At 69.3% G+C, this 17,825-nt stretch carries 19 protein-coding genes and 1 pseudogene; 15 read left to right on the top strand and 5 right to left on the bottom strand.

Features of this window, described 5'->3' with window-relative positions:
* Window positions 1-30 precede the first annotated feature (30 nt).
* Together ATI37_RS11190 and ATI37_RS11185 are read right to left on the bottom strand one after the other, a co-directional pair.
* Window positions 31-1,368 (bottom strand): FAD-binding oxidoreductase, encoded by a 1,338-nt coding sequence (locus ATI37_RS11190; protein WP_117238415.1) that lies wholly within the window; start codon window positions 1,366-1,368, stop codon window positions 31-33.
* 9 nt (window positions 1,369-1,377) lie between these two features.
* Complete coding sequence (locus tag ATI37_RS11185) at window positions 1,378-1,839, bottom strand: hypothetical protein (RefSeq protein ID WP_117238414.1); 462 nt, start codon at window positions 1,837-1,839, stop codon at window positions 1,378-1,380.
* A gap of 69 nt (window positions 1,840-1,908) precedes the next feature.
* Between ATI37_RS11185 and ATI37_RS11180 the strand changes: the two genes are divergently transcribed.
* Complete coding sequence (locus tag ATI37_RS11180) at window positions 1,909-2,361, top strand: EVE domain-containing protein (protein ID WP_117238413.1); 453 nt, start codon at window positions 1,909-1,911, stop codon at window positions 2,359-2,361.
* Here the strand turns inward: ATI37_RS11180 and ATI37_RS11175 are convergent.
* Window positions 2,336-3,556 carry a type II secretion system F family protein gene (locus tag ATI37_RS11175; RefSeq protein ID WP_117238412.1) on the bottom strand — a complete coding sequence of 407 codons (1,221 nt, stop codon included), beginning with the start codon at window positions 3,554-3,556 and terminating at the stop codon, window positions 2,336-2,338. The two genes, ATI37_RS11180 and ATI37_RS11175, sit on opposite strands and share 26 nt — an antisense overlap.
* Here ATI37_RS11175 and ATI37_RS11170 point away from each other — a divergent pair.
* Complete coding sequence (locus tag ATI37_RS11170; protein ID WP_117238411.1) at window positions 3,555-4,148, top strand: L-threonylcarbamoyladenylate synthase; 594 nt, start codon at window positions 3,555-3,557, stop codon at window positions 4,146-4,148. The genes ATI37_RS11175 and ATI37_RS11170 overlap by 2 nt on opposite strands.
* 51 nt (window positions 4,149-4,199) lie before the next feature.
* Here ATI37_RS11170 and ATI37_RS11165 read toward each other — a convergent pair whose 3' ends face one another.
* Window positions 4,200-5,273, bottom strand: a complete 1,074-nt coding sequence (locus tag ATI37_RS11165) for a PIG-L deacetylase family protein (protein WP_117238410.1) — start codon at window positions 5,271-5,273, stop codon at window positions 4,200-4,202.
* A gap of 38 nt (window positions 5,274-5,311) precedes the next feature.
* Here ATI37_RS11165 and ATI37_RS11160 point away from each other — a divergent pair, with 38 nt between their 5' ends.
* The 12 genes and pseudogenes from ATI37_RS11160 to ATI37_RS11105 all read left to right on the top strand — a co-directional run bounded on the left by ATI37_RS11160 (window position 5,312) and on the right by ATI37_RS11105 (window position 16,202).
* The gene (locus ATI37_RS11160; RefSeq protein ID WP_117238409.1) at window positions 5,312-5,938 is read left to right on the top strand and encodes a GNAT family N-acetyltransferase; all 627 of its coding nucleotides are present in this window, start codon (window positions 5,312-5,314) and stop codon (window positions 5,936-5,938) included.
* Window positions 5,939-5,957: 19 nt separating this feature from the next.
* Window positions 5,958-7,115, top strand: a complete 1,158-nt coding sequence (locus ATI37_RS11155; protein WP_117238408.1) for an acyl-CoA dehydrogenase family protein — start codon at window positions 5,958-5,960, stop codon at window positions 7,113-7,115.
* Window positions 7,116-8,070, top strand: a pseudogene (holA, locus tag ATI37_RS11150) (DNA polymerase III subunit delta).
* Complete coding sequence (locus ATI37_RS11145) at window positions 8,024-9,418, top strand: TldD/PmbA family protein (protein ID WP_117238407.1); 1,395 nt, start codon at window positions 8,024-8,026, stop codon at window positions 9,416-9,418. Before holA ends, ATI37_RS11145 begins: the two are co-directional and overlap by 47 nt.
* The gene (locus tag ATI37_RS11140) at window positions 9,415-10,725 is read left to right on the top strand and encodes a TldD/PmbA family protein (RefSeq protein WP_117238406.1); all 1,311 of its coding nucleotides are present in this window, start codon (window positions 9,415-9,417) and stop codon (window positions 10,723-10,725) included. Before ATI37_RS11145 ends, ATI37_RS11140 begins: the two co-directional genes overlap by 4 nt.
* Window positions 10,722-11,660, top strand: a complete 939-nt coding sequence (locus tag ATI37_RS11135) for a 2-hydroxyacid dehydrogenase (protein ID WP_117238405.1) — start codon at window positions 10,722-10,724, stop codon at window positions 11,658-11,660. The genes ATI37_RS11140 and ATI37_RS11135 overlap by 4 nt, the downstream gene beginning before the upstream one ends.
* 4 nt (window positions 11,661-11,664) lie before the next feature.
* Window positions 11,665-12,411: a sulfite exporter TauE/SafE family protein gene (locus ATI37_RS11130; protein WP_117238404.1), complete on the top strand. Its 747-nt coding sequence runs from the start codon at window positions 11,665-11,667 to the stop codon at window positions 12,409-12,411.
* Window positions 12,412-12,473: 62 nt separating this feature from the next.
* A complete protein-coding gene (locus tag ATI37_RS11125; protein ID WP_117238403.1) occupies window positions 12,474-12,803 on the top strand; it encodes an SPW repeat protein in 330 nt (109 codons plus the stop codon).
* 196 nt (window positions 12,804-12,999) lie between these two features.
* Window positions 13,000-13,545: a bifunctional pyr operon transcriptional regulator/uracil phosphoribosyltransferase PyrR gene (pyrR, locus tag ATI37_RS11120; RefSeq protein WP_117238402.1), complete on the top strand. Its 546-nt coding sequence runs from the start codon at window positions 13,000-13,002 to the stop codon at window positions 13,543-13,545.
* Window positions 13,542-14,447, top strand: a complete 906-nt coding sequence (locus ATI37_RS11115; RefSeq protein WP_117238401.1) for an aspartate carbamoyltransferase catalytic subunit — start codon at window positions 13,542-13,544, stop codon at window positions 14,445-14,447. The genes pyrR and ATI37_RS11115 overlap by 4 nt, the downstream gene beginning before the upstream one ends.
* Window positions 14,444-15,721 carry a dihydroorotase gene (locus ATI37_RS11110; protein ID WP_117238400.1) on the top strand — a complete coding sequence of 426 codons (1,278 nt, stop codon included), beginning with the start codon at window positions 14,444-14,446 and terminating at the stop codon, window positions 15,719-15,721. The genes ATI37_RS11115 and ATI37_RS11110 overlap by 4 nt, the downstream gene beginning before the upstream one ends.
* A gap of 4 nt (window positions 15,722-15,725) precedes the next feature.
* Window positions 15,726-16,202, top strand: a complete 477-nt coding sequence (locus tag ATI37_RS11105; RefSeq protein WP_117238399.1) for a Uma2 family endonuclease — start codon at window positions 15,726-15,728, stop codon at window positions 16,200-16,202.
* Here ATI37_RS11105 and ATI37_RS11100 read toward each other — a convergent pair.
* The gene (locus ATI37_RS11100; protein WP_117238398.1) at window positions 16,192-17,229 is read right to left on the bottom strand and encodes a quinone-dependent dihydroorotate dehydrogenase; all 1,038 of its coding nucleotides are present in this window, start codon (window positions 17,227-17,229) and stop codon (window positions 16,192-16,194) included. The two genes, ATI37_RS11105 and ATI37_RS11100, sit on opposite strands and share 11 nt — an antisense overlap.
* Before the next feature lie 23 nt (window positions 17,230-17,252).
* Here ATI37_RS11100 and ATI37_RS11095 point away from each other — a divergent pair, with 23 nt between their 5' ends.
* Window positions 17,253-17,792, top strand: a complete 540-nt coding sequence (locus tag ATI37_RS11095; RefSeq protein ID WP_117238397.1) for a hypothetical protein — start codon at window positions 17,253-17,255, stop codon at window positions 17,790-17,792.
* The last annotated feature ends 33 nt before the right edge of the window (window positions 17,793-17,825 follow it).

The following is a 17,825-nucleotide window of genomic DNA, read 5'->3' as shown; positions in this document are numbered from 1 at the left end:
GCCCCAGGCCGTGAAAACCCTATAAAAGGCCTAGGGAAGGACCTTTCCGGGGTTAAGGACCCCCCTGGGGTCCAGGGCCGCCTTGACCCGCCTAAGGAAGCCTAGGGTGGCGGGGTCCAGGGCCTCGGCCATGAAGGGGCGCTTCATGAACCCGATGCCGTGCTCCCCAGAGAGCACGCCGCCATGGCGCAGGGCCACCCGGGCGATCTCGTGGGCCAAGGCCCAGACCCGCTCCTCGGGCTCCAAGCGGGGGTCGTAGAGGATGTTGGGGTGGAGGTTGCCGTCCCCGATGTGGCCGAACTGGACCAGGAGGAGGCCAAAGGCCCGCCCCAGGGCCTCGAGCTCCCCCACCACCCGGGGCAAGGCGCTCCGGGGCACGGCGATGTCCTCGTTGACCCGCTTGGGGCGGAGGCGGCCCAGGGCCGGGCTCACGCTCCTCCGGGCCCGCCAGAGGGCCTCGGCCTCCCCCTCGTCCCGGGCCCTCTTCACCTCGGCCCCAAGCTCCAAGGCCGTCCTCTCCAAGAGGGAAAGCTCCTCCTCCACCAGCTCCCGGTCGTCCCCGTCCGTTTCCACCAGGAGGAGGGCCCTGTCCCGGGGCAGGCCCATGCCCAGGTAGGCCTCCACGGCGTTCACCGCGCTTTTGTCCATGAACTCCAGCTTGGCGGGAACTGCCCCCAGGGCGATGCCCTGGGAGACCGCCTCCGCCAGGGCCTCCACCCCGGGAAAGAGGGCCATGAGGGTGGCCCGGTAGCGGGGGAGGGGGAGAAGCCGGAGCCGGGCCCCGGTGATGAGGCCCAAGGTCCCCTCCGAGCCGATGAGGAGGCCGGGGAGGTCGTAGGCCTCCCGGCTGAGGCGCCACACCTCCCCCTCCCCGTCCACCCACTCCAGCTCCAAGACGTAGTCCCCCGTGACCCCGTACTTGAAGCAGAGGGGCCCTCCGGCGTTCTCCCCCAGGTTTCCCCCCAGGGTGCTGGTGTGGGAGGAGGCAGGGTCTGGGGGGTAGAAGAGGCCATAGGGCCTCGCCGCCTGGGAGAGCTGGGCGGTGGTGACCCCGGGCTCAGCCCAGGCGGTGCGGCCCAGGGGGTCCACCTCGAGGCGGGTCATGCGGGTAAAGGCCACCACGAGGGCCTCCCCCAGGGGCACCGCCCCCCCGGAAAGCCCGCTTCCCGCCCCTCGAGGCACCAAGGGAACCCCGTGCCTTTGGCTCAGGCGCACCAGGGCCTGCACCTCCGCCGTGGACTCCGGCAGGACCACGGCTAGGGGGGCCTCCCCCACCAGGATGGCGTCGTAGCGGTAGACCCCCTTCTCCGCAGGGGAGAGGAGGGCCCTAGGGCCGAAGGCTGCCCTCAGCTCCTCCCGAAGCCCCATGCCCCTAGGCTACCAGCTGGGGTCGCAGGAGGCCGTAACATCGGGGCGGACGGGGTTTTGCGCCCGCACATAGGGGCCCAGGACCCCGGCGGTCACCCCCCTAACCCAGAGCCTGCGGTCCGGCAAGGGCTCCACCACGATGCCCTGGGGAGAGACCGCCGTCCCCGCCCGGACCTCTCCCCTTGGGGTCACCTCCAAGTACCCCCTCACCTGGGGGCCAAAGATGGGGCCGGAAAGGCGGAACCTTTCCTCGGGCCTCGCCCGCCAAGGGTCCACCCCCTCCGGCACAAAGAAGAACTCCAAGGCGTCCAGGCGCCCCTCCAGGAGGAAGCGGTAGTCCAAAAGGGTGTTCCGATCCGCGCAGTAGGTGCCCTGGGTGCGCAGGGCCTGGATGCGGTGCCCGGGGTAGGCCACCTCCAGGGTCAGGGAGCAGGCGGCGAGGAGGGGCAGAAGGAGGAGAAGGGCGCGCATGCTTCCATCTTGCCCCAGACCCCCCTAGAGGAGCTTGGAGGAGGCTAAAGGGACCTTTAGACTTGGAACGTGGCCTACTGGCTCCTGAAGACCGAACCCGAGACCTACAGCATAGAGGACCTGAGGCGGGAGGGACGGGCCATATGGGACGGGGTCCGGAACTTCCAGGCCCGCAACTACCTGATGGGGATGCGGGAAGGGGACCTCTGCTTCATCTACCACTCCAGCGCCAACCCCCCGGGGATCGCGGGCCTGGCCCGGGTGGTGCGAGCCGGCCTCCCCGACCCCACCCAGTTTGACCCCCAAAGCCCCTACTTTGACCCCAAGGCCACCCGGGAAAGGCCCCGCTGGTACACGGTGGAGGTGGCCTTCCTCGAGGCCTGGCCCCTCATCCCCCTAGCCGAGCTCAAACGCCTCTTCCCCCCAGACCACCCCCTGGTCAAAAGGGGGAACCGGCTTTCCGTGATGCCGGTCCCCCCGGAGGTGGCCGAGGGGCTTATTGCGCGGAGAGGGTCCCGATGATCCGGAAGAGGGGCAGGAACATCCCCGCCACGATCAGGCCCACGATCACGCCCAGGAAGATGATCATCAGGGGCTCAATGGCCGCGGTGAGGCTGGCCACCGCCTCGTCCACCTCCCGCTCGTAGAAGTCGGCGATCTTGGAGAGCATGGTGTCCAGGGCCCCCGTCTCCTCGCCGATGGCCACCATGGAGCTCACCATGGGGGGGAAGACGAAGGGGTGCTGGGCCAGGGTGAGGTTCAGGGGCTCCCCCTGCTGGACCTTGTTCTTGGCCAGGTCCACGATCCCCTCCACCACGCTGTTGCCCGCAGTGCCCTTGGTGATGTCCAAGGACTCCAGGATGTTGACCCCGCTCGCCAGGAGGAGGGCCAGGGTGCGGGAGAAGCGGGCCACGGCGGTCTTGCGGTTCAGGTTGCCGAAGACGGGGATCCTCAGCTTGATGCGGTCGATGACCTTGCGCCCCTGGGGGGTGCCGTAGTACCAGCGGTAAGCGAAGAAGAGGGCCACGAAGAGGAGGAGAAGGGGCAGGGTGGCGGCCCTCAAGAACTCGGAAACCGCGATGAGGAAGCGGGTGAGGAGGGGAAGCTCCGAGCCCAGGTCCCTGAGGATCTGGGCGAACTGGGGCACGATCCCGGTGAGGAGGAAGTAGGCCACGCCCACGGCGAAGACGAAGACGATGACGGGGTAGGTCATGGCGCTTCGGATCTTGCCCCTTAGCTCCAGTTCCTTCTCCAAGAAGGCGGCCAGGCGGTCCAGGATCACGTCCAGGCCGCCCGAGGTCTCCCCCGCCCGCACCAGGTTCACGTAGAGCCGGGAGAAGAGCTTGTGCTTGGCCAGGGCGTCGGAGAAGGCCATGCCGCCTTCTATGTCCCCGCGCACCTGCCTGAGGATCTCCCGGAACTTCTTGTTTTCTGTCTGTTTTTCCAGGATGGCCAGGGACTGGAGGAGGGTGAGGCCGGCCCCGATCATGGTGGCGAGCTGGCGGGAGAAGATGGCGAGGTCCTTGAGCCCAGGACCCCGCTCCAGGGCGGGCAGGCGCACCTCCCTTTGGAGCCCCCGCCCGGGCTCCTTGATCTCCGCCACGAAGAGGCCCCGGTCCCTAAGGAGGCGGGCTGCGGTGCGCAGGTCCTCGGCCTCAATGGTAGCCTCCACCAGGCGGCCCTGACGGTCGCGAGCCTTATACTGGTAGACCGGCATGGCCGAAGTATACCAGAAGGAGTTGGCCGAAGCGGCGGAGATCCTGAAGAGGGGCGGACTGGTGGCCTTCCCCACGGACACCGTGTGGGGGGTCCTGGCCCGGATGGAGGACGAGGCCGCCTGCCGACGGATCTACGCCATGAAGGGGCGTGGGGAGGGAAAACCCCTCCAGGTCCTGGTGGCGGACCTCGAGGACGCCCTCCAACTGGCCCAGCTGGGCCCCCTGGAGGGGCGGTTCCTGCGCCTGGCGGAGGCCTTCTGGCCGGGGGGGCTCACCGTGGTGGTCCCGGGGCGGGGCATCCCCTCCTGGATCAGCCAGGACGGCTCCGTGGGCCTGAGGATGCCCGCCCACGGGGCCTTGCGGGAGCTCCTCCGGGGGGTGGGAGGGTATGCGGCGGCCACCAGCCTGAACAAAAGCGGCCTCCCCCCGGTGGGCACCGAGGAGGAGGCCCGGGCCTTCCCCGTGGACTTCGTCTTCCCCGGGGAGGCGGGGGGGCTGGCCTCCAGCGTGGTGGACCTGCGCACGGGGGAGGTCCTCCGGGAAGGGACCATCCCCAAGGCGGCCCTCCTCTCCTACCTGGCCCGTGGCTAGCCTCCAGCCCCAAGGCACCAGGGAGGGCTTTTAGCGTTCGGCTTGGAGGGCTTAGAGGACCTCCCGCTCCTCGAGGGCGGTCCAGCCCTCCTCTGAGGTTAGGACCTCCTTGGCGGGAACGGGGAGGGGGCTAAAGAGTTCGTTCTGCCGCACGAAGGCGAGGAGGAAGCGCCCCAAAAGGCGCATCTGGCTCCGGTGGGCCCGGATGGCCTTTTCCTTGAGGAGAACCTCTTCCTCGGAAAGGGGAAACCGCCGCCAGGGAAGCCCCCGGCCCCGGGGTGGGGGGTAGAGGGGAAGCCCTTTGTGGAGGCCCTTGGGCAAGGGGTACTGGTAGCCCCCGTGGATCACGTAGTACTCCAGGCGCCCCTCGAGCCCCAAGGAGGCCGCCGCCCGCATGCCGAAGTAGGCGGTGGCCTGGTGGTCCCGGTGGGCGTCCAGAGGGCTTGGCAGGAGGATGCGGGTGGGCCTAAGCTCGCGAAGGATCTCCACCAGGGTGGCCTCCAGGACCTTCCCCGTGTAGGGAAGGCCCGGGCGGTAAACCCCGGGGTAGGCCACGGCCTCGAGGCCCGTGTGGGGGCTCTCGTAGGCCAGGTAGTAGTGGGTGGTGAAGAGCTGGAAAAGCCCTTGGTCGGGGAAGCCCAGGAAGAGGGCGCGCTCCCGGGGAAGGCCCAGGGCCTCCAACCCCCGCCAGGCCTCCACCATCCGCCTTAGGGCCAGCCGGCGCATGGCCTCCTTGGAGGGAAGGGGGCTTCCCGCCGCCAGGTCAAAGGCATCCCCCGAGGTGAGGTAGACCACGCTCACCCGCCCGCCCGCCCCGTGGACGCGGCGCATGAGGCCCGCCGCCGCCAGGACCTCGTCGTCGGGGTGGGGGGCGAGAACCAGGAGGCGCTCCCCAGGCCCTGGCGCGAAAAGGGGTAGGCGGCGCACCCAGGCCGAGGCCAGGAGAGCGTGGTAGTAGGCGAAGACGAAGCGGCCGTTGATGAAGGCCCAAACCCCTAGGGCGGCGAGGAGGAGCCCCAGGCGCTCGGCCCAAAGCAACCCTAGCCAAAGCCTCAAGGCCTCTGTCGCCCCCACGTAGAGGAGCAGGAGCAGAAGCAGCCACTGCCAGGGAGCCAGGCGGCGCACGGGGGGCATTCTACCGGAAGGGGTTTTAGACTGGCCCTGTGGTCCAGGTGCGCCCGGCCAAGGAGGAAGACCTGGCGGAGATCGCCCGCCTCTCCCACGAAACCCTCCTCCTGGGCCGGGAGGGCAAGGCGGTCTTCCCCAGCCGGGAGCTTTGGGGTGAGCTCTTCGTGGCTCCCTACCTGCGCCGGGGGTGCTGCGCCTTGGTGGCCGAGGTGGAGGGGGAGGTGCTGGGTTATATCCTGGGAGCCTGCGCCACCTTTCCCCTGGGCCTGGACCTGGTCTCGAGGCTTCCCCTTGTCCTCCTCCGCCTCCTCCTGGGCCGGTACGGGCCCATCCTCCCCCACCTCCTTTACCTCCTCCGCCTTCTCCTCTACCCCGGGCCCAAGGCCCCAAGGGGACGCTACCCCGCCCACCTCCACATCGCCGTGGACCCCAAGGCCCGGGGTAAGGGTTTGGGGAAGGCGCTTCTCTCGGCCTTCCTTGAATGCTTGAAGGTCCGCGGCATCAAGGGAGTGCAGCTCTCCACCACCCGGGCCAATGAGACGGCCCGGAAGCTCTACCGGAGCCTGGGGTTCCGCCTCTACGCCAAAAAGGCCAGCCCCTTCTGGGCCCCTTACCGGGGCCGCCCCGTGATCCACGAGGTCTGGGTGAGGGAGTTGGGGTAGACTCCCCTCGAGGTGCGCCATGCTGGACTTTTACGCCATTGGGGACCTCCTCACCCCCGAGGAGAGGGAGATCGGAAAGGCCGCCCGCCGCTTCCTGGAGAAGGAGGCCCTGCCCCACATACGGGACTGGTGGGAGGAAGGGGTCTTCCCCACCCACCTGATCCCCAGGTTTGGGGAGATGGGCTTCCTAGGCCCCACCCTGCCCCCGGAGTACGGGGGGGCAGGGGTGTCCAGCGCCGCCTATGGCCTCATGGCCTACGAGCTGGAGCGGGTGGACTCGGGCCTGAGGAGCTTTGTGAGCGTCCAGAGCTCCCTGGTCATGTACCCCATCTACGCCTTCGGCAGCGAGGCCCAGAAGCGGGAGTTCCTCCCCAGGCTCGCCCGGGGGGAGATGGTGGGGTGCTTCGGCCTCACCGAGCCCGACGGGGGCTCGGACCCCTACGGCCACATGAAGACCCGGGCCCGGCGGGAAGGGGACACCTGGGTCCTCACCGGCACCAAGATGTGGATCACCAACGGCAACCTGGCCCACATCGCCATCGTCTGGGCCAAGGACGAGGCGGGAAGAGTTCTAGGCTTCATCGTCCCCACGGACAGCAAGGGCTTCCAGGCCCGGGAGGTGAAGCACAAGATGAGCCTCCGGGCCTCGGTGACCAGCGAACTGGTCCTAGAGGGGGTGCGGGTGCCCGAGGCTTTGCGCCTGCCCAAGGCGGAGAGCCTCAAGGCCCCCCTCTCCTGCCTCACCCAGGCCCGCTTCGGCATCGCCTGGGGGGCCATGGGGGCCTTGGAGGCCGTCTACACCGAGGCCCTCGCCTTCGCAGGGAGCCGCACCGCCTTCGGGGAGCCCATCGCCAAGAAGCAGCTGGTCCAGGCCAAGCTGGCGGAGATGCTGGCCTGGCACACGGAGGGGCTCCTCCTCGCCTGGCGCCTTGCCCGCCTCAAGGACGAGGGGAAGCTTAGGCCCGCCCAGGTCTCCCTGGCCAAGAGGCAGAACGTGAGGAAGGCCCTGGAGGCTGCCCGCCTGGCCCGGGAGATCCTGGGGGGAAGCGGCATCACCCTGGAGTACCACGCCATCCGCCACATGCTCAACCTGGAAACCGTCTACACCTACGAGGGCACCCACGAGGTCCACACCCTGGTCCTGGGCCGGGAGATCACGGGGCTAAACGCCTTCTAGATGCTCATCGCCTTCACCGGGGACCCCTTTTTGGCGCGGGAGGCCCTCCTCCAGGAGGCGGGGCTTCATGGGCTTTCCCGCTTCATAGAGCCCACCCCCGAGGCCCTGGCCGAGGCCCTGGCCCCGGGGCTTTTTGGGGGCGGGGGGCCATGCTGGACCTGAGGGGGGTCACCGAGGAGGAGTGGAAGGCCCTAAAGCTCATTCTGGAAAACGTTCCCGAAAACGTGCCGGTCCTCCTCTTAGACCCTAGGCCAAGCCCCGCCCGGGCCGCCTTCTACCGGGAGAGGGAGCGGCGGGACTTCCCCACCCCCAAAGGGAAGGACCTCCTGAGGCACCTGGAGAACCGGGCCAGGCGCCTGGGCCTAAAGCTCCCCGCCGGGGTGGCCCAGTACCTGGCCGGCCTCGAGGCCGACCTGGAGGCCCTGGAGCGGGAGCTGGAGAAGATCGCCCTCCTCGCCCCGCCCCTCACCCTGGAGAAGGTGGAGAAGGCAGTGGCCCTGAGGCCCCCCGTCACGGGGTTTGACCTGGTGCGGGCCGTGCTGGAGAAGGACCCCAAGGGGGCCCTGGGCCGCCTCAGGCGCCTCAAGGAGGAGGGGGAGGAGCCCCTGAGGCTTCTAGGGGCCCTGGCCTGGCAGTTTGGCCTCCTGGCCAAGGCCTTCTTCCTCCTAAGGGAGACCCCAAAGCCCACCGAGGGGGACCTGGCCCGGCTCGGGACCCACCCCTACGCCGCCAAGAGGGCCCTGGAGGAGGCGAGGAAGCTGGACCAAGAAGCCCTCCGCCAGGCCCTGGACACCCTGATAGCGGCGGAGCGCCGGGCCAAGGGGGCAAGGACCCCTGGCTCGCCCTGGAGATGGCCGTCCTCCGCCTAGCGGTTGACCGGCGGGTCAGCCCCCGGGTAGACTCGGGGCATGCTGGAACCCGCTCTCCTGGAAAAAGTGCTGGGCCAGGCCCTTAGGGGCGGGGCCGACTTCGCCGAGGTTTACGCCGAGCGCGCCAAGCGAAGGCGCATGACGGTGCGCTCGGGAAGGCTGGAGGAGGCCCTAAGCGGCCTGGACTACGGGGCCGGGATAAGGCTCTTCTTCGGCACCGAGGTGGTCTACGCCTACACCAACGACCTCACGGAGGAGGGGCTCTTGGAGGCCTTGGAAACCCTCCTTAGGGCCAAGGGGGCCCTGGGCCAGGTGGACGGGCAGGGCAGGGGGGGCTTGGACTTCCGCAAACAAGTCCCCAAGGGCCTCCACGCTCCCCAGATTCCCTACGGGAAGAAGGACAGGCGCTACCGCCTGGAAAGGCTCCTGGAGGCCGAGGCCGGGGCCCGGATCGCCCCGGAGATCCGCCAGGTGGAGGCGAGCCTCCTGGAGTGGGAAGCGGAGGTCCTGATCGCCAACACGGAAGGGGTCCTGGCGGAGGAAAGGCGGGTCAGGACCCGGCTCTTCGTCCTGGCGGTGGCCCAGGAGGGGGCTGAGGTGCAGACGGGCTACGCCGGGCCTGGGAAGAGCGTGGGCCTGGAGCTCTTTGACCTCTACCCCCCCAAGGCCGTGGGGGAAAAGGCCGCCCGCCAGGCCCTCACCAACCTAAGGGCCAAGCCCGCCCCCGCGGGCACCTTCCCCGTGGTGGTGGGGCCGGGCTTCGGCGGGGTCCTCTTCCACGAAGCGGTGGGCCACCTCCTAGAGACCACCAGCGTGGCCAAGAAGGCCAGCGTCCTTTCCGACAAGCTGGGGGAGCGGATCGCCAGCCCCGCCGTCACCTACATCGACGACGGCACCCTCCCCCACGCCTTTGGCTCCACCGAAATGGACGACGAGGGGCGCCCCACGGAGCGCACGGTCCTCATTGAGGGGGGCATCCTGAAGAGCTACATGGTGGACCGGCTGGGCCACCTCCTCACGGGCTACCCCATGACGGGGTCGGGCCGCAGGCAGGACTACACCTTCGCCCCCACCTCCAGGATGCGCAACACCTTCCTCGCCCCTGGGGACAAGAGGCCGGAGGAGCTCTTTGAGGGGATAGAGTTCGGCCTCTACGCCAAGGAGATGGGGGGCGGGCAGGTGAAGCCGGGAAGCGGGGAGTACAACTTCGCCGTCCAGGAGGGGTACATCATCCGCAAGGGGCGCATAGAGGAGCCCGTGCGGGGGGCCATGCTGGTGGGCAAGGGCCCCGAAACCCTCATGCGGGTGGTGGCCGTGGCCCACGACTGGGAAAACGCCCCGGGCATGTGCGGAAGCCTCTCCGGGGCGGTGCCGGTGGAGGTGGGCCAGCCCCACGTGCTGGTCTCGGAGATCGTGGTAGGAGGTCGGGCATGACCCTGGAAGAGGCCAAGGGCTACGTGCTCAGGCGGGCCAAGGAGCTGGGCCTCGAGGCCGAGCTCCTTTTCGTGGAAAACCGGGAGCTCTCCCTAAGGGCCCAGGGAGGGAGGCTAGAGGAGCTCAAGGAGGCAAGGCAGGGCGGGGTGGGCCTCCGGGTGGTGGCTGGGGGCCGGGTGGGCTACGCCTACACCGAGGAGCTTTCCCAGGAGGCCCTGGACTGGGCCTTGGAGGAGGCCCGGGAAAACGCCCTCCTCTCCGCCAAGGAGGGGGCCATCCCCCCGGGGAAGCCCCTGGGGAGCCACGACCTCCTGGGGGAGGGGCTTTCCGCCCCCCTCGAGGCCAAAAGGCAGGCGGCCCTGAGCCTGGAAAAGGCCCTCCAGGAAGACCCCAGGGTCAGGGCGGTCCTCATGGGGGGGTACTTGGAGCGGGAAGCAAGGGTGGTCCTAGAGAGCACCCAGGGTGCCCAAGGGGGCTACCGCACGGGGCTTGCCGGGCTCATGGGAAGCTTCGTCATGGCGGAAGGGGAAAGCCGCAAGCAGGGCTGGGAGGTGAAGCTTGGCAAGGAGTTCCACACCTTGGAGCCCGGCCGCACCGCCCTGGAGTTCCGGGAAAAGACGGGGAGGCTCTTGGGGGCCAAGCCCCTGAAGACGGGCCGCTACCGGGCCTACCTGGAGCCCGAGGCCATGGCGAGCCTCCTCATGGTCTTCGCCCAGGCCCTCTCCGGTAAGGCGGCCCTGGAGGGGAAAAGCCGCCTTTGGGGAAGGCTTGGGGAGCGGATTGGGAGCGAGCTCGTCACCCTCATAGACGACCCCACCCTGGAAAAGGGCCTCCTCTCCCGTCCCTTTGACGCCGAGGGCACCCCGGCCCGGCCCACAGTGGTGGTGGAGGGGGGCATCTTCAGGACCTTCCTCCACAACTCGGAGACCGCCAGGGCCCTGGGCCAGGAGAACACCGGCCACGCCAGCAGGAGCTATAAGGGCACCCTGGGGGTAGCCCCCAGCAACCTCTACCTGGCCCCCGTGGGGGACCTGAGGCTCACGGAGGGGGTGGTGGTCACCGAGTTCATGGGCCTCCACGCCGGGGCCAACCCCGTGAGCCTGGACTTCTCCCTCCAGGCCCTGGGGCTTTGGGTGGAGGAGGGGGAGGTCCGGCACGCCGTGGAGAACTTCGCCGTTTCCGGGAACCTTCTGGAGCTTTTCCAGGCGGTGGAGGCCGTGGGGAACGACCTGGACTGGGTCCTCCTGGACGCGGCCTACGGGAGCCCCACAGTGGCCGTGGCCGAGCTTTCCTTCGCCGGGGCATGAGGGTCTTCGTCACCCGCACCCTACCGGGGCCCGCATTGGAGCGGCTTAGGGAGGAGGGCCTCGAGGTGGACGTCTACCAGGGCCTCCTCCTCCCCCGGGAGGAGCTCCTAAAAAAGGTGGAGGGGGTGGTGGGCCTCATCCCCACGGTGGAGGACCGGATAGACGGGGAGGTCATGGACCGGGCGGGGCCAGGCCTCAAGGTCATCGCCTGCTACAGCGTGGGGGTGGACCACGTGGACCTCCTGGCCGCCCGGGAGCGGGGCATCCGGGTCACCCACACCCCCGGGGTCCTCACCGAGGCCACCGCCGACCTCACCCTGGCCCTCCTCCTGGCCGTGGCCCGGCGGGTGGTGGAGGGGGTGGACTACGCCCGGGAGGGGCGCTGGCAGGCCTGGCACCCCGAGCTCCTCCTGGGCCTAGACCTTGGGGGCCTTACCCTGGGGATCGTGGGCATGGGCCGGATCGGCCAGGCGGTGGCCAGACGGGCCGAGGCTTTTGGAATGCGGGTGGTCTACCATAGCCGCACCGAGAAGCCCCTCCCCTACCCCCACCTCCCCCTAGACGACCTCCTGGCCTCCGCCGAGATCGTCTCCCTCCACGCCCCCCTGACCCCGGAAACCCACCGCCTCCTGAACCGGGAAAGGCTCTTCGCCATGAAGCGGGGGGCCATCCTCCTCAACACCGCCCGGGGGGCCCTAGTGGACACCGAGGCCCTGGTGGAGGCCCTGGAGGGCCACCTCTTCGGGGCAGGGCTGGACGTGACCGACCCCGAGCCCCTGCCCCTGGGCCACCCCCTTTACGCCCGCAAGAACGCCGTCCTCACCCCCCACGTGGGCTCCGCCGGACGGCGCACCCGGGAGCGCATGGCCGAGATGGCGGTGGAAAACCTCCTTTCCGTCCTCAAGGGCCAGGAGCCCCCCAACCCGGTAGCATAGGCCCATGAGCCTCCTGGTGGGCTTCTTGGGCGGGCTTTTCGGCGGGCTGGTGGGCCTGGGCGGGGGGACGGTGATGATCCCCCTGATGGTGGGGGCCTTGGGGCTCTCCCAGCACAAGGCCCACGGCACCAGCCTGGTGGCCGTCTTCTTCACCGGCCTCATGGGGGCCTTCGCCTACGGTCTCCAGGGCTCCTTGGACCCCAAGGCGGGCCTGCTTTTGGCCCTCACCGCCATCCTCACCGCCCGCTACGGGGCCCGCTATGCCCACAGCCTCCCGGAGGCCCGTCTCAAGCGGGCTTTTGGGTGGTTTCTCCTCTTCGTGTCCCTGGCCCTTCTCCTCAGACCCTACCTGGCCCCCGTGGGCCTGGTGCGGGGGGAGGTGGCCCAGGACCTCGCCCTCCTCCTAGCGGGGGCTTTCACCGGCTTCCTCTCGGGGATGATGGGGGTGGGGGGCGGGACGGTCATGGTGCCCGCCATGGTCCTCCTCCTGGGCATGGCCCAGCACACCGCCCAGGGGACGAGCCTCCTCGCCATGGTGCCCGCCAGCCTCGTGGGGGCCTACGCCCACTTCCGCCTGGGCAACGTGGAGAGGCTCCTGGTGCCAGGCCTCGTCCCTGGCGTCCTCCTGGGCACCTTTCTAGGGGGGGAGCTGGCCCATCTCCTGCCCGAGGGGGGCCTAAGGTTCGTCTTCGCCGCCGTCCTCCTCTGGACGGCCTGGCGCTATCTCGGTGCCCCGGGTCCAGGAAAGTGATCTAACGCACCATTTCGCAGAGCCAAGGGGGTTTAACTCGTGTCAAAAGAAGGCGAGGGTCTATGCGGCGTTGGCAAGACGGGGCCAACCTTGTTCCAGGCGTTTGGCTCATCCTTTCCCCGTGGCTCTTGGGCTTTAGCGGTACCCCTGCGGCCATGTGGAACGCGGTCATCATCGGGGTGGTGGTGGGGCTGATGACCCTTCTGCACCTCCGGGGTGGCCCCATGTGGGAGGAATGGGTCAACGTGATCCTGGGCGTCTGGCTCATCCTATCCCCCTGGATCCTGGGGTTTAGCGGGATGACGGGCGCCATGTGGAACGCGGTGATCGTGGGCATCCTGGTGGGGGTCCTGGCCCTCAGTGTAGCCCGGGGAACGCCCAAGGCCGCCTAAGCCTTGTCCACCTGGGCTCCCCCGTCCAGGCCTTGGGCGGGGGCCGTTGCACTTTGGAACCCTAGGGTGTAAGGTGAGCCTGGCCTTTAAACCGGTCCCGCGAGGCCGGAAAGGGAGGGGAGATGCGAGAACCTAGGGTGCGGCGACAGGAGAAGGACCGGGAGGCTTCGGCCTCCCCTTTTTTTGGAGGTGGAGCGTGCGCTTCAAGGCGGAGCTCCTAAACGCCGAGGAGATGCGGCGGGCCCTCTACCGCATCGCCCACGAGATCGTGGAGGCCAACAAGGGGGTGGAGGGGCTGGCCCTGGTGGGCATCCACACCCGGGGCATCCCCTTGGCGAGGCGCCTCGCCCGCTTCATCGGGGAGTTTGAGGGCAAGGAGGTCCCCGTGGGCCTCCTGGACATCACCCTCTACCGGGACGACCTCTCGGAGATCGGCCATAGGCCCCAGGTGCGGGAGACCCGCATCCCCTTTGACCTCACGGGCAAGGCCATCGTCCTGGTGGACGACGTCCTCTACACGGGGCGCACGGTCAGGGCCGCCCTGGACGCCCTCATGGACCTGGGGAGGCCCAGGCGCATCTACCTGGCGGTCCTCGTGGACCGGGGGCACCGGGAGCTTCCCATCCGGGCGGACTTCGTGGGCAAGAACGTACCCACGGCCAGGAGCGAGGTGGTCAAGGTCAAGGTGGCGGAGGTGGACGGGGAGGACCGGGTGGAGCTTTGGGAAAAGGAGGCCCCATGAGGCACCTTCTGGACTTTCAGGGCTGGACCAAGCAAGAGGTGGAAAGCCTCCTGGACACCGCCAAGGTGATGCGGGAGGTCCTGGAGAGGCCCATCAAGAAGGTCCCCGCCCTCCAGGGCTTCGCCGTGGCCACGGTCTTCTTTGAGCCCTCCACCCGCACCCGCACCTCCTTTGAGCTAGCAGCGAGGCGGATGTCCGCCGACGTGGTCTCCTTCGCTGCCCAAACGAGCAGCCTCCAAAAGGGGGAAAGCTACAAGGACACCCTCCTCACCCTCGAGGCCATGGGGGTGGACGCCTACGTGATCCGGGCCGACGCCGCCGGGGTGCCCCACCAGGCGGCCCGATGGGTCAAGGGGGTGGTCATCAACGGGGGGGACGGCCAAAGGGCCCACCCCACCCAGGCCCTCCTGGACGCCTACACCCTCCTCGAGGCCCTAGGCAGCCTGGAGGGGAGGAAGATCGCCATCGTGGGGGACATCCTCCACTCCCGGGTGGCCCGGTCCAATGCGGAGCTCCTCCCCCTCCTCGGGGCCGAGGTCTTCTGCGCAGGGCCCCCTAGCCTCCTCCCCCAAAGCCTCCCCGGGGCCCGCCTCACCCCAAACCTGGAGGAGGCCCTGGAGGGGGCGGACGCCGTCATGGTCTTAAGGCTCCAGAGGGAACGGATGGAGGGAGGGCTTATCCACCTGGAGGACTACATCGCCCGCTACCAGGTCACGGAAAAGAGGCTTGCCCGGGCCAAGCCCACCGCCCCCCTCCTCCACCCCGGCCCCATGAACCGGGACGTGGAGCTTGCGGGCACCCTGGCGGATTCCTCCAGGAGCCTGATCACCCAGCAGGTGCAAAACGGCGTGGCCGTGCGCATGGCGGTGCTCTACCACCTCCTCGTGGGGAGGGAGCGATGATCCTGATCAAAAACGTGAAACTGGTGGACGCCCGGGGAGAGCGGGGCCCCCTGGACGTCCTGATCGGCGGGGGGCGGATCCTCTCCCTGGAAGGGGGGGAGGCCCCTTTGGTCCTGGACGGCACCGGGAAGCTCCTGGCCCCGGGCTTCTTGGACCTCCACGCCCACCTCCGGGAGCCCGGGGAGGAGGTGAAGGAGGACCTGGCCACGGGGCTTTTGGCGGCGGTGCGGGGCGGGTACACGGACCTGGTCTCCATGCCCAACACCAAGCCCCCTGTGGACACGGAGGAAGCGGTCCTGGCCCTCAAGGAGAAGGCCCGGCACCTGGGCCTGGCCCGGCTCCACCCCGGGGCCGCCCTCACCCTGGGCCAGGAGGGGAAGACCCTGAGCCCGGCGGGGCCCTTAAAGGAGGCGGGGGCGGCCCTCCTCACCGACGACGGGCGCACCAACGAGGACGCCGGGGTGCTGGCGGCGGGGCTTCTGCAGGCGGCCCCCCTGGGCCTCCCTGTGGCCGTGCACGCCGAGGACGCCTCCTTGAGGCGGAACGGGGTGATGAACGACGGGCCCCTGGCCCACCGCCTGGGCCTTCCCGGAAACCCCCCCGAGGCCGAGGCCGCCCGCATCGCCCGGGACCTCGAGGTCCTCCGCTACGCCCTAAGGCGCTCAAAGGCCAGGCCCCACCTCCACATCCAACACCTCTCCACCAAGAGGGGGGTGGAGCTCGTGCGCGAGGCCAAGCGGGCGGGCCTCCCGGTGACCGCAGAGGCCACCCCCCACCACCTCACCCTTACCGAGGAGGCCCTAAGGGGGTTTGACCCCCTCTTCAAGGTGGCCCCGCCCCTCCGCACGGAGGAGGACCAGGAGGCCCTTCTGGAGGGGCTTCTGGACGGGACCCTGGACGCCATCGCCACCGACCACGCCCCCCACACCCTGGCGGAGAAGGAGTGGGACCTCCTAAGGGCCCCCTTCGGCATCCCCAGCCTGGAGATAGCCTTCCCCCTCCTCTACACCGAGCTCCACCTGAGGCGGGGCTTCCCCCTCCCAAGGCTCGTGGAGCTCTTTACCGACGGGCCCAGGAGGGTCCTGGGCCTAGCCCCCCTCCACCTGGAGGAGGGGGCCGAGGCCAGCCTGGTCCTCCTGGACCCCAAGGAGGCCCCCGTGGACCCCAGCCGCTTCGCCTCCAAGGCCCGCTACTCCCCCTGGGCCGGCTGGGTCTTGGCCGGGTGGCCGGCCCTCACCCTGGTGGAGGGGCGGGTGGTCCACCGGGTAGAATGAGTGCGTGCTGAAGAAGCTCCTGGAAGCGGACGAGGTGGGCCTAAGGCTGGAGTGGGTGGGCGGTCTTCCCCTCTGGGAGGCCCACCCCACCTACCGCCACCAGAAGGCCGTGGACCGCATCCGCCAGAACATCCGCCCCAAGGAGGGCGGGGCCTGCGGGTGCATCCACGTGGCCGACGTCTACGTACGCTTTCCCGACGGCTCCTACAAGCGCCCCGACATCGCCATCTTCTGCCGGGAGCCCGAGGAGCTGGACGAGGCCATCACCCAGATTCCCGAAGCGGTGGTGGAGGTGGTGAGCCGGGGCTACGAGGCCAAGGACCTGGAGATCGCCCCCCGCTTCTACCTCTCCCAAGGGGTCAAGGACGTGGTGGTCTTTGACCCCTACACCCTCTTGGTCCTGCACCTGCGCCGGGAGGGGGCCTATAGGCACGTCTCCCCGGTGGAGCTGGAGCTTTCCAGCTGCCGGCTCACCGTCTGAGGTCCTGGAGGGTGCCCACCCCCTCCGCCTCCATGATTCTTAGGAGGCCCTTTAGGAGCCGCCTGGGGAAGAAGGGCCCCCCGTACACAAAGCCCGTGTAGGCCTGGACCAGGCTAGCCCCCGCCTTCAGGCGCTCCCAGGCATCCTGGGGAGTCTCTATGCCCCCCACGCTGATGAGGACCATCCCTTCCGCCCCCCCTGCCAAGTGCCTCAGGACCTCGAGGGCCCGCCCCTTGAGGGGCCTCCCGGAAAGCCCCCCCGCCTCCCGGGCCAGGGGGCTCCTCAGGCCCTCCCGGGCCAGGGTGGTGTTCACCGCCACCAGGCCCTGGAGCCCGTGCTTCTTGGCCAAGGAAAGGGCCTCGTCCAGGGCCGTGAAGGAGAGGTCCGGGGAGAGCTTGAGGAGGAGGGGCTTAGGGGTGGCCGGGCGGAGGCGGGCGAGGAGCTCGTCCAAAAAGGGCCCCTCCTGTAGGGCGCGAAGCCCGGGAGTGTTGGGGGAGCTCACGTTCAAGACGAAGTAGTCCCCGTGGGGCTCCAGGGCCTTCAGGGCCAGGAGGTAGTCCTCAAAGGCCCTTTCCAGGGGGGTGTCCCGGTTCTTCCCCAGGTTCACCCCCACCGGGAAGGGAAGCCCCCGGGCGCGGAAGGCCCTAAGCCTTCCCGCCGCCTCCTCCGCTCCCCGGTTGTTGAAGCCCATGCGGTTGATGAGGGCCCGGTCCTCGGGGAGGCGGAAGAGCCTGGGCCTGGGGTTTCCTTCCTGGGGCCTGGGGGTGAGGGTCCCCACCTCGGCGAAGCCGAAGCCCAGGGCCCACCAGGCGGGGAGGGCCCTGGCGTCCTTGTCCATCCCCGCCGCCAGGCCCAGGGGGTTGGGGAAGGTTAGGCCCAAGGCGTCCACCCTTAACCCCGGGTCCTCCACCCGGAAGAGGCGGGCCGGGACCTCCAGGAGGGGCCCGCACCCCGACCAGAGGGAGAGGGCCTCTAGGGCGAGCCCGTGGGCCTTCTCGGGCTCCAGGAGGAAGAGGAGGCGGTGCATCCTCCCCATGGTAAGCTTTCCCCATGCGGCGAGCCCTGTGGCCCCTAGCGCTCCTCCTTGCTGCCTGTTCGGTGGCCCTTACCGTGAACCTGCCCGACCAAACCCTGGAACTGCCGGGGCTTGCGGACACGGGGGAGCGTGTGGCCTACCCCAAGGACCCTCTCGCCTTCGCCCCTCCTGCCTTGGGCGTGGTCCGGGGCCTCCGGGTGGAGGGGGTCCTCGAGGCTTCCCAGCCCCTAAGCCTCACCCTGGAGTTCTACGCCCGCACCCAAGACCCCGGGCAGGACCCGGACTGCAGGTCCCCTGGCCTCCCCTTCGCCCCCCAGGGGATCGGGGTAGAACCCACCCTTTACCTCTGCCCCATCGGCCCCGAGGACGAGAGGGTGGGCGAGGCCCGCTTCCAAAACAGCCGGACGACGCCCTTTACGCTCCAGGGAACCAGGCTGGCCGAGGGCATCAGGACGGGTAGGCTTTGGCTTGGGATCAAGGCCAGCGGGCTACCCTCCACCCCCGTCACCCTTATCTTCCGCAACATGAGGGCCCACGTGGTCCTGGGCCTCTAGACCCTTTGTGCCCCTGGGTCCCTTTGGGCCTAG

Origin of the sequence: Thermus sediminis, from assembly GCF_003426945.1 — a bacterium.
Lineage (GTDB): Bacteria > Deinococcota > Deinococci > Deinococcales > Thermaceae > Thermus > Thermus sediminis.
This window is presented reverse-complemented; position numbering and strand designations above follow the sequence as displayed.

What these genes read in the sequence shown, in the direction of transcription:
- ATI37_RS11190 (WP_117238415.1), bottom strand. Translation starts at nt 1,368, where the DNA reads ATGGGGCTTCGGGAGGAGCTGAGGGCAGCCTTCGGCCCTAGGGCCCTC.
- ATI37_RS11185 (WP_117238414.1), bottom strand. Translation starts at nt 1,839, where the DNA reads ATGCGCGCCCTTCTCCTCCTTCTGCCCCTCCTCGCCGCCTGCTCCCTG.
- ATI37_RS11170 (WP_117238411.1), top strand. Translation starts at nt 3,555, where the DNA reads ATGGCCGAAGTATACCAGAAGGAGTTGGCCGAAGCGGCGGAGATCCTG.
- ATI37_RS11175 (WP_117238412.1), bottom strand. Translation starts at nt 3,556, where the DNA reads ATGCCGGTCTACCAGTATAAGGCTCGCGACCGTCAGGGCCGCCTGGTG.
- ATI37_RS11155 (WP_117238408.1), top strand. Translation starts at nt 5,958, where the DNA reads ATGCTGGACTTTTACGCCATTGGGGACCTCCTCACCCCCGAGGAGAGG.
- ATI37_RS11145 (WP_117238407.1), top strand. Translation starts at nt 8,024, where the DNA reads ATGCTGGAACCCGCTCTCCTGGAAAAAGTGCTGGGCCAGGCCCTTAGG.
- ATI37_RS11140 (WP_117238406.1), top strand. Translation starts at nt 9,415, where the DNA reads ATGACCCTGGAAGAGGCCAAGGGCTACGTGCTCAGGCGGGCCAAGGAG.
- ATI37_RS11135 (WP_117238405.1), top strand. Translation starts at nt 10,722, where the DNA reads ATGAGGGTCTTCGTCACCCGCACCCTACCGGGGCCCGCATTGGAGCGG.
- ATI37_RS11130 (WP_117238404.1), top strand. Translation starts at nt 11,665, where the DNA reads ATGAGCCTCCTGGTGGGCTTCTTGGGCGGGCTTTTCGGCGGGCTGGTG.
- ATI37_RS11125 (WP_117238403.1), top strand. Translation starts at nt 12,474, where the DNA reads ATGCGGCGTTGGCAAGACGGGGCCAACCTTGTTCCAGGCGTTTGGCTC.
- ATI37_RS11115 (WP_117238401.1), top strand. Translation starts at nt 13,542, where the DNA reads ATGAGGCACCTTCTGGACTTTCAGGGCTGGACCAAGCAAGAGGTGGAA.
- ATI37_RS11110 (WP_117238400.1), top strand. Translation starts at nt 14,444, where the DNA reads ATGATCCTGATCAAAAACGTGAAACTGGTGGACGCCCGGGGAGAGCGG.
- ATI37_RS11100 (WP_117238398.1), bottom strand. Translation starts at nt 17,229, where the DNA reads ATGCACCGCCTCCTCTTCCTCCTGGAGCCCGAGAAGGCCCACGGGCTC.
- ATI37_RS11095 (WP_117238397.1), top strand. Translation starts at nt 17,253, where the DNA reads ATGCGGCGAGCCCTGTGGCCCCTAGCGCTCCTCCTTGCTGCCTGTTCG.